Below are 15,334 nucleotides of genomic sequence, written 5' to 3' on the forward strand. Positions count from 1 at the left end.
TCCCATGCCGAACTCAGAAGTGAAACGCGGTAGCGCCGATGGTAGTGTGGCATTCGCCATGCGAGAGTAGGACACTGCCAGGCACCCAATTAAACGGTGATGTGAAAACACATAGCCGGCTGCGAGGATGACACCTCAGAAGAAGCGGCAAATGATTTAGCGCAAGCTAACCGAATGCGGAGCGGTAGTTCAGTCGGTTAGAATACCGGCCTGTCACGCCGGGGGTCGCGGGTTCGAGTCCCGTCCGCTCCGCCACTAATTTGAAGGCCTTCCCGATTGGGAAGGCCTTTTTGCTATGGGCAGTTTTGCCCATAAGTCCCACAGATTTGTACGCAAGAACCAACACAAAGCCCGGTTTCATAACCGGGCTTTTGTATTTTTAGTGCGTTATATCGCCAATGTCAGGCTTTTACCTGTCGGAAGAATGGCCAGATAGCCGATTATTTCCACCATTTTCGGGCTATCTCAGAGTCTTATCAGTTTCATTTACTGCCATTTGAACGACTCTGCAGGTGGTCAAATCAGCCTTCTGCCGCCTGCTGACTACAGGGCAGTTCCATATTGACCACCCCCTCTTCCATCTGGACGTCGATCTTGAAGCCAAGCCGTTTGGCGAGGTTGACCATGCCGCGATTGCTGGGCATGGTCATGCCGGAGAGCTGGCCAATCCCCTGCTCGCTGGCGTAGCGGATGATCTTCTCCATCATCAGTTTGCCGAGCCCCAGTCCTTTCAGGTCGGAACGAACCAGAATGGCAAATTCGGCATCGCTGAGATCCGGCGTCGAGATGGCGCGCACCACCCCGAGAATCTGATCTTTGCGCTCCCCATCCTGCCCTACGGCAACAAACGCCATTTCTCGGTCGTAATCGATCTGGGTCATGCGGGCCAGCTCCTCATGACCCAGCTCACCCACGTCGGCGAAGAAGCGTTTGTACCTGTCTTCATCGGAGACCTGCAGCACGAACTGCTTGTGAGCCGGTTCATCTTCCGGCCGGATCGGGCGCAGCAGGATATGGCGCTGATCTTTAAGCCAAGCACCTTCTTCCAGCTCGGTAGGATAGGGGCGGATCGCCAGTAGGTTGCTGGCCGGGATGGCGGGGTCAGCCAGCGTGAGGCTGGCATCCAGCACCACCATTTCGGTACCGCACGCTTGTAGCGGGTGCAGGTCCAGTTCCTGAATCTCAGGAAAGGCGAGCAATAGCTCGGAGAGCTGGCAGAGCACTTGACCGAGGGCATCGATATCCAGTCGTTCCGGTGTGGCCTGTTCACGGATCTTGCGGCTCTTGAGGGCTCCGATGATCTGGTAACGAGCCAGTGCCTGATTGAGCGGTGGCAAGGCAGCCACCATCTCCTGCGGTTCCGCACCCGACTCACCCAGCAGAATGACGGGGCCAAAGATGGCGTCTTGCTGGATCCGTACCCGCAGCTCGAGGCCGCCGCTGCGGCGAGCCATGCGTTGCACCAGCAAGCCTTCGATGCGGGCGCCCGGATCATGCTGTTTGACCCTGTCCAGAATGGCATCTGCGGCTTGCGCCACTTCGGCCGAGGTGCGCAGATTGAGCACCACACCGTGTACGGCAGACTTGTGCAGGATATCGGGCGAGCGCAGTTTTACCGCCACCGGGTAGCCGATCTGCTCGGCTGTGAGGGTCGCCTCGATGGCGTCGGTGACGATCCAGGTTGGCAGGGTCGAGAGACCTGCGGCTTGCAAAATCGGGTGTACCAGATGAGTATCCAGCCTCAGTTGCTTGCGCTCCTGCGCCTGACGGATCAGTTGCTGGCAGAGCTCGATATTGAGCTGGTTGCCATGCAGGGAGGCGGGGGTCTCCATCAGCTGCTTCTGGTTGCGGCGGTACTCCACCATATGCATGAAGGCTGCCATGGCGCTTTCCGGGGTACGGTAGGTCGGGATGCCCGCTTCGGTAAAGAGCTTGCGCCCCTCCTGCGCCGAGTACTCGCCTGCCCAGTTGGTAAGAATATTGAAACGGCGAGCTTTGGGGTGCTGTTTCAGGTGGGCTATAAGGTGGCTGGCCAGCGGTGCGCTGGGGGCCGTGAGCGAGGGGGCGTGGATGATCAGGATGGCGTCGATACCATCCTCCTGCAACACGCTGTCCAACGCCTCCTGATAGGTGGCGATGGTGGCATCGCTGCCGATATCGAGCGGCGGGCGAGCCAGTTTGCCGCCCCGCTCCAGCAGCACATCCACCGCCATATTGGCCAGCCCGCGGCCATTGGAGATGATGGCGAGCCGCTCCCCCTTTAGGGCCATGGAGTGGCTCAAGGTTTCTACCGCGGCGAATAGTTCGTGGGTATCCCGCACCCGCAACATGCCGGCGCGGCGGATGGCGGCGTCATAGACGTTGTCGAGGCCGTGGGCCGGATCGTGGCGTCCGCTTTTCAGTACCAGGATCGGTTTGTTGCGCGAAGCGGCGCGCGCCGCCGAGAGAAAATGGCGGGCATCGTGCAGCTTGTCCATGTAGAGCAGGATGGCGCGGGTGACGCTGTCGCGGGAGAGTTGATCCAGCAGCTGGCCGAAGTCGATGTCGCAGTGATCGCCAAGGGAGATAAAGGCAGAGAATCCCAGCTCATGCTGCTTGGCCCAGTCGAGAATGGTGGTGCTGACCGCAGCAGACTGGGAGAGAAAGGCGACCTGCCCGGGCTTGGCGGCAATCGGTGAAAAGCTGGCATTGAGCCCCTGACCGGGCAGCAGCATCCCCATACTGTTGGGGCCGAGCAGGCGAATGCCATATTGCTTGCAGAGCCGTTTCAGCTCCTGCCGCTCATCTTGTGAAAAATCGGCGGCGAGGATGATGGCTGCGCCTGTTCCCTTCTGGCCGAGCGCCTCCAGCAGGGGGATGACCCGCTCCCGGCGAGTGCAGATGATGGCGAGATCCGGAGCCAGTGGCAGGCTGGCAATATCGGGATAGGCCAGCACGCCGGCCACCGCCTTGCTGCGCGGGGTGACTGGCAGGATGGGCCCTTTGAAGTGACCCGCCAGCAGGTGGCGCACGATCACATGACCCGCCTTGAGCGGGTCGGTCGAGGCGCCGATCACGGCGATTGAGTGGGGTTTGAACAGCCGATCCAGACCGCTTGCTTTCATGGGCACTCCCGACAAAAGGGGGAAGATACCAGTCTAATATGCCTTTGCTGCGGGTTCTGTGACCGGATCCTGATCACCGTTTTTTCAGGGCATTGGCACGCAGATAAAAGCGCAGTTCGCCTTGCACCCGGCGAATGGCTCCCAGGTGGCGTTCCTGCAGATAGATATCCTGCTCCCGATCGAGCGCCGTACTGGGCACGCCCATGCTCTGCAGATACTCGTCAAACAGGGTTGAACCCTTGATCTCTACCAGATGCTGTTTCATGGCTCTCCTCCCTGCGCCTTGGCGTTTGTTGATGAACGCCCAGTCTGCGATGACCTGCCGGGTTTGCCTATTGTCACTTTTGACACGAGATTTGACACGAGAGCGCTCAAACATCTTTCAGAGAGGGCGTCGTTGAGGCGCTGGCTGACGTTATAGTATGGCGAGGAGCACGAGGCACGGATGGTGCGCAGGATGATCAGACTCTGGTGGTGGTGCATGGCACTATGGACGGTTGGCGTATCGGCAGCCGAGCAGCCTATCCGCGCCTGGAATCTGCTGCTGGATCATCCCAACCCCGCCGTCGTCCAGTTGCTGCGCCTCTCCCTCGATCTCACCGTGCCCGAATATGGCCCCTACCAGCTGGTCTCCAGCCCGCAGATGGAGCAGGGGCGGGCGGTGAAGGAGCTGCGTAGCGGCGAGCTGGTTCAGGTCGGTGTCTTTGCCCCCGATGGTGAGCGAGAGCGGGAGTTGCTGGCAATCCACATTCCGCTGGCCAAGGGGCTGCTGGGGTGGCGGGTGTGTCTGGTTCGGCAGGGGGATGAGGGGCGTTTTGCCGCGATCGGATCGTTGGCGGACTGGCATCGCGCCGGGCTCTCCATCGGCCAGCACAGATCCTGGCCAGACACCCAGTTGCTGCGGGCTAACGGCCTCAAGGTGACGGTGGGCAATCTTTATGAGGCGCTCTTCAACATGCTGCGCAAGAAGCGCTTTGACTGCTTCCTGCGCTCGGTCATCGAGGTCGAGGATGAGCTAAGGCAGCATCCCGATCTCGCCATCGAGCCCCATCTGGTGTTTCGCTATCCGCTGGCGCTGCTCTTCTTTGTTTCGCCCAAATATCCGGAGCTGGCGCAGCGCATCGAGCTTGGCCTGCTGCGGGCGCGGCAGTCTGGTGCTTTTGACCGGGTCTTTGAAGAGGGATTTGGCAGCACCATTCGGCGGTTGAAACTGGATGAGCGGGTGCGCCTCGAGTTGCACAACCCCGACTTGCCGCAGCCCAGTCGCGTCATGATGGTCGATCCGGCCCTTATCTATAATCCGGTGTCAGCGCAGTGAGCCCTGATTCTGCGCGGTATCCCAGAAGGCGCGGATCAGCGGCTCCTCCAGCCGCTTCTTGAGCACCCCGATCCCCACATCAAATGGCTTGAAGGCGGGCTTGAGGTCGATGATCCGCACCTTGTCGCCGAGCGGGCTATGGTCGATCACCGCCGCCGGCACCAGCCCCACGCCACAACCGAGCGCCACCATGGCGACGATCCCCTCGTTACCCGCCACTTCGGCGTAGATGTTGGGGGCGATCCCCTTGTTGCGAAACCACTGATCGCTGCGTTTGCGGGCCAAGCCCTGCTCGGAGAGGATGACTGGCAGCTGCTCCCAATCAGGTTCTCCCTGACGGAACCACTGGTTCAGCTGCGGGGCGTTGCGCGGCGCGATAAAGACCAGCGGCACCTGCTGCAGGCTGGCGAACTCCAGCTTGGCGGGCAGGGCATCGGGGCGGGCAGCGATGGCGAGATCGGCCTCGTCGGCCAGGATCTTGTCCACCGCCAGCGCCGGGTCACCGGTCTCCAGCTTGATCTCCAGCTGGGGGTAGCGGCGGCGAAAGCGCTCCAGCACCTCGGGCAGCAGAAAGTAACTGGCGGTGACCGAGCAGAAGACCCGCAGACGACCTTGCAGCGGCTCGTCGCTGCGTTTGAGCTCCTGTTTGAGCTGGCGCCACTCCTGCAACAGGCCGCCGCCGAATTCGCGCAGCTTCTCACCGGCGGGGGTGAGCCGCACCGAACGGTTGTCCCGCTCGAACAGGATGCAACCGGTCTCCTGCTCCAGCCGCTGGATGGCACGGCTCAGGGTGGAAGGGCTGACCGCCATGGCATCGGCGCTTTTGCCGAAATGAAGGGAGTCGGCGAGGTGGAGAAACAGCTCGAGATTGCGAAGGTCCATCTTTCAGCTCCTGGCGCGGCTTGTGTGCCCGATACCCAGCGGTTGGTGGCTTGTTTCTGCCATCTCGCGGTACATTCAGCAGGCAATTATGAAGGGTGAGTCTTTCAGTTATTGCAACGTACTGTTTCGAATATATCAGTTCAGGCAATAAGTGTCCCGCGCTATAGTGGTTCAGACAACGCCGCTATCCGGCATGGAATCAATCGAACGGAGCAATCACCATGGCTAACTATTTCAACACCTTGAACCTGCGTCAGCAGTTGGCCCAGCTGGGCAAGTGTCGTTTCATGCAGCGCGAAGAGTTCGCGGACGGCTGCAACGTGCTGAAGGGCAAGAAGGTGGTGATTGTGGGCTGTGGTGCCCAGGGTCTGAACCAGGGTCTGAACATGCGCGACTCCGGGCTGGATATCTCCTACGCCCTGCGCAAGGCTGCCATCACCGAGAAGCGCGCCTCCTGGCAGAAGGCTACCGACAACGGCTTCGCGGTCGGTACCTATGAAGAGCTGATCCCGACCGCCGATCTGGTGCTGAACCTGACTCCGGACAAGCAGCACTCTGACGTGGTGAAAACCGTGATGCCGCTGATGAAGCAGGGCGCCGCGCTGGGCTACTCCCACGGCTTCAACGTGGTGGAAGAGGGTCAGCAGATCCGCTCCGACATTACCGTCGTGATGGTGGCGCCCAAGTGCCCAGGGACCGAAGTGCGTGAAGAGTACAAGCGTGGCTTTGGTGTACCGACCCTGATCGCCGTTCACCCGGAAAATGACCCGAAAGGTGAAGGCATGGCCATCGCCAAGGCGTGGGCCTCTGCCACCGGCGGCGACCGTGCCGGGGTGCTGGAATCCTCCTTCGTGGCGGAAGTGAAATCTGACCTGATGGGCGAGCAGACCATCCTCTGCGGCATGCTGCAGGCCGGTTCTCTGCTCTGCTACGACAAACTGGTTGCCGAAGGCACAGACCCGGCCTACGCCGGCAAGCTGATCCAGTTCGGCTGGGAGACCATCACCGAAGCCCTGAAGCAGGGTGGCATCAGCCTGATGATGGACCGCCTCTCCAACCCGGCCAAGCTGCGCGCCTTCGAGCTCTCAGAGCAGCTCAAGACCCTGATGCGCCCGCTGTTCGAGAAGCATATGGACGACATCATCGCCGGTGAGTTCTCCCGCGGCATGATGGCCGACTGGGCCGAAGACGATGCCAAGCTGTTCGGCTGGCGTGAAGAGACCGGTAAATCCGCCTTCGAAAACGCCCCGGCGTTTGCAGGCAAGATTGCCGAGCAGGAGTACTTCGACAATGGCGTGGTGATGGTGGCCATGGTCAAGGCGGGTGTGGAGCTGGCGTTTGAGACCATGGTGGCTTCCGGTATCTACGAGGAGTCTGCCTACTACGAATCCCTGCACGAGCTGCCGCTGATCGCCAACACCGTTGCCCGCAAGCGTCTGTACGAGATGAACGTGGTCATCTCCGATACCGCCGAGTACGGAAACTACCTGTTCGCCAACGCCGCTGTGCCCTTGCTGCGCGAGCGCTTCATGCCGACCCTGAAGGCGGGCGATCTGGGTGCCAGCAAGGCGGAAGGGCAGAGCGTGGATAACCTGGCGCTGCTGGCGGCCAACGAAGCGACCCGCAACCACCCGATCGAAAAAATCGGCCAGGTACTGCGCGGTTACATGAAGGACATGAAACGCATCGCCGTTGGCGGTTAAGTCTGCATCGGGCAGGATGATGAAGGGGGGGGGATGACGATCCCCGTCGCCGGTCGGACTGGACACCCGCTCGGCCAGCCAGAAAACTCAGCCTGACAGTCATAAAAAAGCCCCGCTCATCGAGCGGGGCTTTTGCATTCAGAAAGGCTGGATAAATCAGGCTTTCCACGCTTTCCAGGTGTTGATCAGACCGTTGGTGGAGCAGTCGTGGCTGGTGACAGCCTCGTTGTTGCCCAGCTCCGGCAGGATCTTGTTGGCCAGCTGTTTGCCCAGCTCCACACCCCACTGGTCGAAGCTGAAGATGTTCCAGATTGCGCCCTGTACGAAGATCTTGTGTTCGTACATGGCGATCAGGGCACCCAGGGTTTTCGGGGTCAGGCTCTTGAACAGAATGGAGTTGGTCGGGCGGTTGCCTTCGAACACCTTGAACGGCACCAGATCCTTGACCTGCTCCAGGGTTTTGCCAGCAGCCAGGAACTCGGCTTCAACCTCTTCCTTGCTCTTGCCGAAGGCCAGTGCCTCGGTCTGGGCGAAGAAGTTGGCCAGCAGTTTCGGGTGGTGGTCACCGATCGGGTTGTGGCTGATGGCCGGTGCCAGGAAATCACAGGGGATCAGCTTGGTGCCTTGGTGGATCAGCTGGTAGAAGGCGTGCTGGCCGTTGGTGCCCGGCTCACCCCAGATGATGGGGCCAGTCTGGTAGTCAACCGGCTTGCCGTTGCGATCCACGTACTTGCCGTTGGATTCCATGTTGCCTTGCTGGAAGTAGGCAGGGAAGCGGTGCATGTACTGGTCGTACGGCAGAATGGCTTCGGACTCGGCACCGTAGAAGTTGTTGTACCACAGGCCGATCAGCGCCAGCAGCACCGGCACGTTCTGCTCATAGGAGGCAGTGGCGAAGTGCATGTCCATCTCGAAGGCGCCTTGCAGCAGGGCTTCGAAGTTCTCGAAACCGACAGACAGGGCGATGGGCATGCCGATGGCAGACCAGGAGGAGTAGCGGCCGCCAACCCAGTCCCAGAACTCGAACATATTGTTGGTGTCGATGCCGAACTCGGCCACGGCCTTGCCGTTGGTGGAGAGGGCTGCGAAGTGCTTGGCAACGTGGGCCTTGTCACCGGCGATATTGATGAACCAGTCGCGGGCGGTCAGGGCGTTGGTCATGGTCTCCTGGGTGGTGAAGGTCTTGGAGGCCACCAGGAACAGGGTGGTTTCCGGATCGATCTTCTTCAGGGTCTCGGCGATGTGAGTGCCATCGACGTTGGAGACGAAGTGCATCTGCAGGTGGTTTTTGTAGGGACGCAGCGCCTCGGTGATCATCACCGGACCCAGATCAGAGCCACCGATACCGATGTTGACCACATGCTGGATCGCTTTGCCGGTGTAGCCTTTCCACTCGCCTCCGATTACCTTCTCGCAGAAGCCCTTCATCTTGGCCAGCACGGCGTTCACTTCCGGCATAACATCCTTGCCGTCGCACTCGATGGGGCGGTCGGAGCGGTTGCGCAGGGCCACATGCAGTACGGAGCGGCCTTCGGTCATGTTGATCTTGTCGCCATTGAACATGGCATCGATCGCGCTGCGAAGATCGGTCTCTTTGGCCAGATCAACCAGCAACTTGAGGGTTTCTTCGGTGATCAGGTTCTTCGAGTAATCAACCAGGATGTCGCCGCCGAAGGTAAGGGAAAACTTGTCAAAGCGCTTCGGGTCCTGCGCGAACAGATCCTTGAGTCGGGTCTCTTTGTTTGCTGCAAAGTGGGCTTCCAGTGCCTGCCAGGCCTGGGTTTGGGTTGGATTGATGTTTTTCATAGGATTCCTGAAATGCCAAGTTGTGTTTGAACCTTGAAGGCAAGGTCCCGCCAAACCTTATTATCCGAGCATTATAGCGAGCCGATCGGGCGGCCCGTGTAACAGATTTTTACCGATTGTCTTTTACCGCAATGGGTCACTGTCGGGAGCATACAACCAGAACATTGGGATTATGTGTCACGAAAGCAAGGCGGATCTTGCGCTTGCTCATGATTGGGGCCACCCCGATAGCCTGAAATTGTTTTCATCCGGTTGGCGTGGTTATGCACCGACATGGCCATGGGTTGGGGTCAGAAACGACAATGCCAGCCCGAAGGCTGGCATTGTAGGTTGCTGCTTTACCGCGATCACGCCTGCGGTTTTTGCATGTGCATCACCATCTGCGGGAAGGGGATCTCGATGCCTTCGGCATCAAAGGTCAGTTTTACCTTCTCGTGGAAGTCGAACCAGACACCCCAGTAATCAGCGGTTTTCACCCAGGGGCGCACTACGATATTGACCGAGGAGTCGGCCAGCGCGGCAACGGCGATGGTGGCTGCCGGATCTTTCAGGATGCGCGGCTCTTCGCTTACCAGACGCTCGAGGATCTGTTTGGCCTTGCGCAGGTCGGAGCCGTAGCCGATGCCAAAGGTCATATCGACGCGGCGGGTATCCATGCGCGAGTAGTTGACGATGGTGCCGTTGAGGATGGCGGAGTTCGGGACTACCACCATCTTGTTGTCACCGGAGGTGAGGGTGGTGGTAAAGAGCTGAACGGACTGCACCACACCCGCAGTGCCTGCCACTTCGATAAACTCGCCCGCCTTGATGGGGCGGAAGATGATCAGCAGGAAGCCGGCAGCGAAGTTGGAGAGCGAGCCTTGCAGCGCCAGACCGATGGCCAGACCGGCGGCACCGATAATGGCGACGAAGGAGGCTGTCTGCACGCCGACACGGCCCAGCGCGGCGATCACTACGAACACCAGAATGGCGTATTTGAGGATGCTGCCGACGAAGTGGGTGACTGTGGTGTCCAGCTTGCGGGCCTGCATCACCTTGACCACGCCACCGCTGATGAGGTTGGCGGCGATATAGCCGACCAGCAGGGTCAGCAGGGCGGCGGCGATATTGACGCCGTATTCGATCAGCAGTCCCTGATTATTGACCAGCCAGGTCTGCGCTTCGGTAATGATTTCGGGTTCCATAGGATGTCCTGTCAGGTTCTAAAAGGTTTATGGTGGATAAATCTAACACCGCAGCGCGACAGTACGGGTCGCATCTGGTACTTCTTTTCTGCCATAAAAACCTGACACAAAAAAGAAGGGAGGCCAAAGCCTCCCTTCTTTTTGCTGAATGATGTGAAAAAACCATCAGCTCTGCAGTAGTTGGCTGCGGATAAATTGCCACTGATCTTCGAAACCGGCGGTCGGCTTGAGCTTGAACTCGGAGCGCACGAACTGGCTGATACGGCCTTCGGTGTAGGCCAGCAGCAGATTGGCCAGCATGGTCTCGTCGAGCTGGAAGCCTTGACCCTCGCGCAGCCGCTTCTCGCGCAGCACCTGTTTGATCTGGGTCTCCAGCTTGTCAAACAGGATGCTGATGCGATCCCGCAGCCGATCGTGCTCACCCAGCAGGGCGTCGCCGTTGAGGATACGGGTGATGCCGGGATTGCGCTCGGCGAACACCAGCAGCAGCTGCAGGATATGGTGGCAGCGCGCCATGGTGTCCTTCTCTTCCGCCATGATCAGATTGACCCGTGACAGCAGGGAATCCTCGATAAAGTCGATCAGCCCCTCGAACATCCGCGCCTTGCTGGGAAAATGTCGATAGAGGGCTGCTTCAGAGACGCCGACCTCGGCCGCCAGACGGGCCGTGGTGATGCGCTGACCCGGACTGGTTTCCAGCATATGGGCGAGCGCCTGCAGGATCTGATCGCGCCGACTCTGTTTCTGATTACTGCTTGCCATGGATTCCCCTAAAAAAAACAATGGCTTGATTCTATTATTAGGCACCGCCCATCGGGCTGGTGTGGTCTGTTATTGGCGACCAGAAGAACCAAAACCGCCTTCACCCCGTTCGCTCTGATTGAACTCATCGACCAGTTGGAAGCTGGCCTGAACCACCGGCATGATCACCAGCTGGGCGATGCGCTCGCCGGGTTGCATGGTGAACTCATCTTTGCCGCGGTTCCAGACCGATACCATCAGCTGACCCTGGTAATCGGAATCGATCAGACCGACCAGGTTGCCCAGCACGATGCCGTGCTTATGGCCGAGGCCGGAGCGGGGCAGGATGGTGGCACACAGACCCGGATCCTGGATGTGAATGGCCAGACCGGTCGGCACCAGGGTGGTATCACCCGGAGCCAGAGTCAGCGGCGCATCCAGCAGTGCGCGCAGATCCATGCCGGCAGAGCCCGGTGTGGCGTAGGCGGGCAGCGGGAACTCGGTACCGATACGGGCATCCAGAATCTTCAGTTCAATTTGTGTAGTCATGAATCGCTTTTTCAGTTGGATCTTGTATTGGCGCCCCTCTTGGCAAGGGCGGGGCGCCGTGAGTTTTGTTCTTTCGGGACGCTCAGTGCCGGTAGTGGCGGGCAATCAGGGCGATCAGGTGACGGGCCAGCGTCAGCTTGTCGGCCAGCGGCAGCGGGGCCTGGCCCCCTTGCCAGAACACGGTCAGGGCGTTGTCATCGGCGTTGAAGCCTTGCCCCTCGCGGGACACATCGTTGGCGGCGATCATGTCCAGCCGCTTACGCTGCAACTTGTCGAGGGCGTATTGTTCCACATCCACGGTTTCGGCGGCAAATCCGACGGTGAAGGGTTTGTCTGAAAGGGCACCGACGGCCGCGATGATGTCGGGGTTTTTCACCAGCTTCACCACCATCTGGTCGTTGTCGCCGGTTTTCTTGATCTTCTGGCTGGCGACCTGCTCGGGGCGATAGTCGGCCACCGCCGCGCAGCCGATGAAGAGGTCGCACTCGCCGACCCGGCTCATCACCGCCTGATGCATCTGCTCCGCGCTCTCCACATCGACACGGGTCACGCCCGCAGGCGTAGCTAGCGTCACCGGACCGCTCACCAGCGTCACTTCGGCGCCCGCTTCACGGGCAGCTCGGGCGATGGCGTAGCCCATCTTGCCGGAGCTGTGGTTGCTGATGTAGCGCACCGGATCGAGCGCCTCGCGGGTTGGCCCTGCGGTGAGCAACAGCTTGACGCCTGCCAGCAAGGGCTCGGCGGCCAGCTGCTGACAGCAGCGATCCACCAGTTCGAGGGGATCCAGCATCCGCCCCGGGCCCACATCGCCACAGGCCTGGCTGCCAGCATCCGGCCCCCACAGCAGGATGCCGCGGCTGGCCAGGGTCTTGAGGTTGGCCTGGGTGGCGGCGTTGAGATACATCTGCTGGTTCATGGCTGGTGCCAGCGCGACCGGTGCCGGAGTGGCCAGACAGAGGGTGGTCAGCAGTTCGTCGGCCATGCCGGCCGCCATACGGGCCATCAGGTTGGCGCTGGCGGGGGCGATCAGTACCAAATCGGCCCACTTGGCCAGTTCGATATGGCCCATGCCCGCTTCGGCAGAGGGATCCAGCAGGCTGTAGGCCACCGGATGACCGGAGACCGCCTGCAGGGTCAGCGGGGTGATGAACTCCTTGGCGGAGCGGGTCATCACCACCCGCACTTCGGCGCCCTGATCTTTCAGGCGGCGTACCAGCTCGGCACTCTTGTAGGCGGCGATCCCGCCACTGACACCCAACAGGATGCGTTTATCGGCCAATCTCATCTGCTGTTTCTCTATCCGGCTCATTCTGACTGGTCGGCTAAGATACCACAGGCAATGGATGACGACAGGGGTTGGCATCAAGGGGTGTGGTCGGGCGCGCGCAATTTTTTGCTATGTTTTTTCTCAACAGGGATGAGGGAGAGACAAATGAGCATCAAAGAGTGGCCGGAAGATGAACGCCCCAGAGAGAAGTTGCTGCGTCAGGGGCCTGCGGCGCTCTCCGATGCCGAGCTGCTCGCCATCTTTCTGCGCACTGGCGTCAATGGCCTGAGTGCAGTGGATCTTTCACGTAATCTATTGAATCAATTCGGCTCTTTGCGCAGCTTGCTGGGCGCGGATCAACGGGCATTCTGCGAGGCGCACGGCCTTGGCCCGGCCAAATATGCCCAGTTGCAGGCGGTGCTGGAGATGGCCAGACGCCATCTGGCCGAGCAGTTGCAACGGGGCGATGCACTCACCTCGCCCCAGCTGACCCGGGACTATCTGCAGGCCCAGCTGCGGGATCGGCCGAGGGAAGTGTTTGCCCTGCTGTTGCTCGACAATCAGCACAGAGTCATTCAATTTGTTGAGCTTTTTTTCGGCACCATCGACTCGGCGAGCGTCTGGCCAAGAGAAATCGTGCAGATCGCGCTCAAACATAATGCAGCCGCGGTGATTCTGGCGCATAATCACCCGTCCGGCGTCGCCGAGCCCAGTAGGGCCGACCGCCAGATCACGGATCGGATCACGGCCGCTTTGGCCCTGATCGATATCAGAGTGCTGGATCACTTGGTGATCGGTGATGGCATCACGGTTTCTTTTGCCGAGCGCGGTTGGCTATAACTGTGCTCTGGCACCGTATTAGTTGATCTTTGATCACGGATGCTGTATAAAATGCCGCCTTCTGTTTGCCCCGCAATCGAAGGCCAGCGGGGCAGATATTTGCTCGAGCAATGAAGTAAGATTTGGAGAGACTGACATGTCTAGAGTATGCCAAGTAACCGGCAAGCGCCCGGCAGTTGGTAACAACCGTTCGCACGCTAACAACGCCACCAAGCGTCGTTTCCTGCCGAACCTGCACACTCACCGTTTCTGGGTTGAGAGTGAAAAACGCTTCGTAAGCCTGCGCGTATCCGCAAAAGGCATGCGTATCATCGACAAGCGTGGCGTTGAAGTGGTTCTGGCTGAACTGCGCGCCAGCGGTGTTAAGGTATAAGGAATTAGATCATGGCTAAAGGTATTCGCGAGAAAATTCGCCTGAACTCCAGCGCCGGTACTGGTCACTTCTATACCACTACCAAAAACAAGCGCACCATGCCCGAAAAAATGGAGATCAAAAAGTTTGATCCCGTTGTTCGTCAGCATGTGATTTACAAGGAAGGCAAAATCAAGTAATTACTTGATGCTGCATTCCCAAAAACCCGGCTTCGTGCCGGGTTTTTTTATGCGCCGAATTCAGTACACTGCCGGTTCAAAGGGAGGCTTGCCATGTTCAAATTGAGCCGCAAAGGCTGGAATAACGTGATCATTGTGGTGGTGCTGATCGTGATCACCCTGTTGCATCGTATGGAGACTGCCCAGCAGGAGAACAGCGCCAAGCGCGCTCGCCCCTTGCTGCCGGATGCGGCCGTGGTGCTCACCTGGCAAGGGCCTAGCTGGCAGATTGAGCGGATTGGTCAGGGCTGGCGCAGTGTGCCGGATCTGGGGCTCGACACGGCTCAGCTGGATGCCCGTCTGGCGCGCTGGCAGAGCTGGTTGCTGCCCCCCGGCGAGGTGGTGCGCGGCACCCCGGTGGCCATCAAGGTGTGGATTGCCGGCCAGAACGATCCGGTCGAGATCGGCCTCTATCAGAACAGCGGCCAATATGGCGCTCAGCTCCCCTCCGGTCTCTGGCTCGCCCTCACTGCCGAGCAGTATCGCGATCTGCTGCGTCCTGCTCCCTGAGTTTCTTTTCCTTGCGAGGTGCCCATGCCCGAATTGCCAGAAGTTGAAGTCAGTCGTCAGGGGATCTCCCCCTGGCTCACCGGTATCAAGGTGACGCGTGTAGTGGTGCGGGATGGCCGCCTGCGCTGGCCGATCCCCGGTGAAATTCAGGAGCTGGTGGATCTCACCATCCATCGGGTGCGTCGCCGTGCCAAATACCTGCTGCTGGAGACCGATTTCGGCACCGCCATCCTTCATCTGGGGATGTCCGGCAGCCTGCGGGTGCTGGATATCGGCACGCCAGCCGAGAAGCACGACCACGTGGATATCGAGCTGGAGAATGGCAAGCTGCTGCGGCTCAACGATCCGCGCCGCTTCGGTGCCCTGCTCTGGACCCGGGAACCGGCCGAAGCCCACGCGCTGCTCGCCAAGCTGGGGCCCGAGCCGCTCACCGATGCCTTCAGTGCTGATTACCTGCGTGAGCGCGCCAAGGGACGCAGCACCGCCATCAAACAGTTCCTGATGGACAATCAGGTGGTGGTCGGGGTGGGCAACATCTACGCGAACGAGGCGCTCTATGCTGCCGGCATTCACCCCAAACGGGCGGCGGGTAATATCAGCGCCGAGCGGCTGGGAACCCTGGTGGCCGAGATCAAGCGCGTGTTGGCCGAGGCGATTCGCCAGGGCGGCACTACTCTGAAGGATTTCACCAGCGCCGATGGCAAGCCAGGCTATTTCGTGCAGCGGTTGCAGGTCTACGGCCGTGGCGGTCAGCCCTGTTTCCACTGTCACACCCTGCTGACCGAGACAAGAATGGGCCAGCGCACCACGGTTTTTTGCAGTCATTGCCAGCGCTGAGC

The 15,334-nt window shown here is 59.9% G+C and carries 15 protein-coding genes and 1 tRNA gene; 8 read left to right on the forward strand and 8 right to left on the reverse strand.

Annotated elements, in window-relative coordinates:
• Positions 1-178: 178 nt before the first annotated feature.
• Positions 179-255, forward strand: a tRNA-Asp gene (locus tag AB5Y67_RS19915).
• Positions 256-521: 266 nt separating this feature from the next.
• On the opposite strand, the gene AB5Y67_RS19920 is transcribed toward AB5Y67_RS19915, so the two are convergent.
• On the reverse strand, positions 522-3,104 hold the full coding sequence (locus AB5Y67_RS19920; protein WP_199416326.1) for a bifunctional acetate--CoA ligase family protein/GNAT family N-acetyltransferase: 2,583 nt from the start codon (positions 3,102-3,104) through the stop codon (positions 522-524).
• A 73-nt stretch (positions 3,105-3,177) separates the two neighbouring features.
• Complete coding sequence (locus AB5Y67_RS19925) at positions 3,178-3,369, reverse strand: hypothetical protein (protein WP_150390070.1); 192 nt, start codon at positions 3,367-3,369, stop codon at positions 3,178-3,180.
• 192 nt (positions 3,370-3,561) lie between these two features.
• Here AB5Y67_RS19925 and AB5Y67_RS19930 point away from each other — a divergent pair, with 192 nt between their 5' ends.
• A complete protein-coding gene (locus AB5Y67_RS19930; protein ID WP_064339020.1) occupies positions 3,562-4,422 on the forward strand; it encodes a hypothetical protein in 861 nt (286 codons plus the stop codon).
• Here the strand turns inward: AB5Y67_RS19930 and ilvY are convergent.
• Positions 4,411-5,304, reverse strand: coding sequence for an HTH-type transcriptional activator IlvY (gene ilvY, locus AB5Y67_RS19935; protein WP_040069423.1), 894 nt, complete (start codon positions 5,302-5,304; stop codon positions 4,411-4,413). The two genes, AB5Y67_RS19930 and ilvY, sit on opposite strands and share 12 nt — an antisense overlap.
• Before the next feature lie 221 nt (positions 5,305-5,525).
• Here ilvY and ilvC point away from each other — a divergent pair, with 221 nt between their 5' ends.
• Positions 5,526-7,007, forward strand: coding sequence for a ketol-acid reductoisomerase (ilvC, locus tag AB5Y67_RS19940; RefSeq protein ID WP_064339019.1), 1,482 nt, complete (start codon positions 5,526-5,528; stop codon positions 7,005-7,007).
• A 156-nt stretch (positions 7,008-7,163) separates the two neighbouring features.
• On the opposite strand, the gene pgi is transcribed toward ilvC, so the two are convergent.
• From pgi to coaBC, 5 genes are all read right to left on the reverse strand, one after another.
• Complete coding sequence (gene pgi, locus AB5Y67_RS19945; protein ID WP_021231531.1) at positions 7,164-8,813, reverse strand: glucose-6-phosphate isomerase; 1,650 nt, start codon at positions 8,811-8,813, stop codon at positions 7,164-7,166.
• A 347-nt stretch (positions 8,814-9,160) separates the two neighbouring features.
• Positions 9,161-9,997, reverse strand: coding sequence for a mechanosensitive ion channel domain-containing protein (locus tag AB5Y67_RS19950; protein WP_005339493.1), 837 nt, complete (start codon positions 9,995-9,997; stop codon positions 9,161-9,163).
• A 165-nt stretch (positions 9,998-10,162) separates the two neighbouring features.
• On the reverse strand, positions 10,163-10,759 hold the full coding sequence (gene slmA, locus AB5Y67_RS19955) for a nucleoid occlusion factor SlmA (protein ID WP_005339495.1): 597 nt from the start codon (positions 10,757-10,759) through the stop codon (positions 10,163-10,165).
• 69 nt (positions 10,760-10,828) lie between these two features.
• Entirely contained in the window at positions 10,829-11,287 is a 459-nt protein-coding gene (gene dut / locus AB5Y67_RS19960) for a dUTP diphosphatase (protein WP_005355985.1), read from the reverse strand.
• An 82-nt stretch (positions 11,288-11,369) separates the two neighbouring features.
• Positions 11,370-12,572 (reverse strand): bifunctional phosphopantothenoylcysteine decarboxylase/phosphopantothenate--cysteine ligase CoaBC, encoded by a 1,203-nt coding sequence (gene coaBC, locus AB5Y67_RS19965; RefSeq protein WP_150390072.1) that lies wholly within the window; start codon positions 12,570-12,572, stop codon positions 11,370-11,372.
• A 147-nt stretch (positions 12,573-12,719) separates the two neighbouring features.
• Here coaBC and radC point away from each other — a divergent pair, with 147 nt between their 5' ends.
• The 5 genes from radC (at position 12,720) to mutM (ending at position 15,332) form a co-directional block, all read left to right on the forward strand.
• The gene (gene radC, locus AB5Y67_RS19970) at positions 12,720-13,394 is read left to right on the forward strand and encodes a DNA repair protein RadC (RefSeq protein WP_005339502.1); all 675 of its coding nucleotides are present in this window, start codon (positions 12,720-12,722) and stop codon (positions 13,392-13,394) included.
• A 136-nt stretch (positions 13,395-13,530) separates the two neighbouring features.
• Complete coding sequence (gene rpmB / locus AB5Y67_RS19975; protein ID WP_005307492.1) at positions 13,531-13,767, forward strand: 50S ribosomal protein L28; 237 nt, start codon at positions 13,531-13,533, stop codon at positions 13,765-13,767.
• An 11-nt stretch (positions 13,768-13,778) separates the two neighbouring features.
• The gene (rpmG, locus tag AB5Y67_RS19980; RefSeq protein ID WP_005307500.1) at positions 13,779-13,946 is read left to right on the forward strand and encodes a 50S ribosomal protein L33; all 168 of its coding nucleotides are present in this window, start codon (positions 13,779-13,781) and stop codon (positions 13,944-13,946) included.
• Positions 13,947-14,039: 93 nt separating this feature from the next.
• Positions 14,040-14,495 (forward strand): hypothetical protein, encoded by a 456-nt coding sequence (locus AB5Y67_RS19985; protein WP_005339507.1) that lies wholly within the window; start codon positions 14,040-14,042, stop codon positions 14,493-14,495.
• 24 nt (positions 14,496-14,519) lie between these two features.
• Positions 14,520-15,332 (forward strand): bifunctional DNA-formamidopyrimidine glycosylase/DNA-(apurinic or apyrimidinic site) lyase, encoded by an 813-nt coding sequence (mutM, locus tag AB5Y67_RS19990; RefSeq protein ID WP_199428542.1) that lies wholly within the window; start codon positions 14,520-14,522, stop codon positions 15,330-15,332.
• Positions 15,333-15,334: the final 2 nt, after the last annotated feature.

This window comes from Aeromonas sp. s12, from assembly GCF_040907925.1.
In the GTDB taxonomy this organism is placed as follows: Bacteria; Pseudomonadota; Gammaproteobacteria; order Enterobacterales; family Aeromonadaceae; genus Aeromonas; species Aeromonas veronii.

What these genes read in the sequence shown, in the direction of transcription:
- slmA (WP_005339495.1), bottom strand. Translation starts at nt 10,759, where the DNA reads ATGGCAAGCAGTAATCAGAAACAGAGTCGGCGCGATCAGATCCTGCAG.
- rpmG (WP_005307500.1), top strand. Translation starts at nt 13,779, where the DNA reads ATGGCTAAAGGTATTCGCGAGAAAATTCGCCTGAACTCCAGCGCCGGT.
- dut (WP_005355985.1), bottom strand. Translation starts at nt 11,287, where the DNA reads ATGACTACACAAATTGAACTGAAGATTCTGGATGCCCGTATCGGTACC.
- AB5Y67_RS19985 (WP_005339507.1), top strand. Translation starts at nt 14,040, where the DNA reads ATGTTCAAATTGAGCCGCAAAGGCTGGAATAACGTGATCATTGTGGTG.
- pgi (WP_021231531.1), bottom strand. Translation starts at nt 8,813, where the DNA reads ATGAAAAACATCAATCCAACCCAAACCCAGGCCTGGCAGGCACTGGAA.
- coaBC (WP_150390072.1), bottom strand. Translation starts at nt 12,572, where the DNA reads ATGAGATTGGCCGATAAACGCATCCTGTTGGGTGTCAGTGGCGGGATC.
- AB5Y67_RS19920 (WP_199416326.1), bottom strand. Translation starts at nt 3,104, where the DNA reads ATGAAAGCAAGCGGTCTGGATCGGCTGTTCAAACCCCACTCAATCGCC.
- AB5Y67_RS19930 (WP_064339020.1), top strand. Translation starts at nt 3,562, where the DNA reads ATGATCAGACTCTGGTGGTGGTGCATGGCACTATGGACGGTTGGCGTA.
- AB5Y67_RS19950 (WP_005339493.1), bottom strand. Translation starts at nt 9,997, where the DNA reads ATGGAACCCGAAATCATTACCGAAGCGCAGACCTGGCTGGTCAATAAT.
- rpmB (WP_005307492.1), top strand. Translation starts at nt 13,531, where the DNA reads ATGTCTAGAGTATGCCAAGTAACCGGCAAGCGCCCGGCAGTTGGTAAC.
- AB5Y67_RS19925 (WP_150390070.1), bottom strand. Translation starts at nt 3,369, where the DNA reads ATGAAACAGCATCTGGTAGAGATCAAGGGTTCAACCCTGTTTGACGAG.
- mutM (WP_199428542.1), top strand. Translation starts at nt 14,520, where the DNA reads ATGCCCGAATTGCCAGAAGTTGAAGTCAGTCGTCAGGGGATCTCCCCC.
- ilvY (WP_040069423.1), bottom strand. Translation starts at nt 5,304, where the DNA reads ATGGACCTTCGCAATCTCGAGCTGTTTCTCCACCTCGCCGACTCCCTT.
- radC (WP_005339502.1), top strand. Translation starts at nt 12,720, where the DNA reads ATGAGCATCAAAGAGTGGCCGGAAGATGAACGCCCCAGAGAGAAGTTG.
- ilvC (WP_064339019.1), top strand. Translation starts at nt 5,526, where the DNA reads ATGGCTAACTATTTCAACACCTTGAACCTGCGTCAGCAGTTGGCCCAG.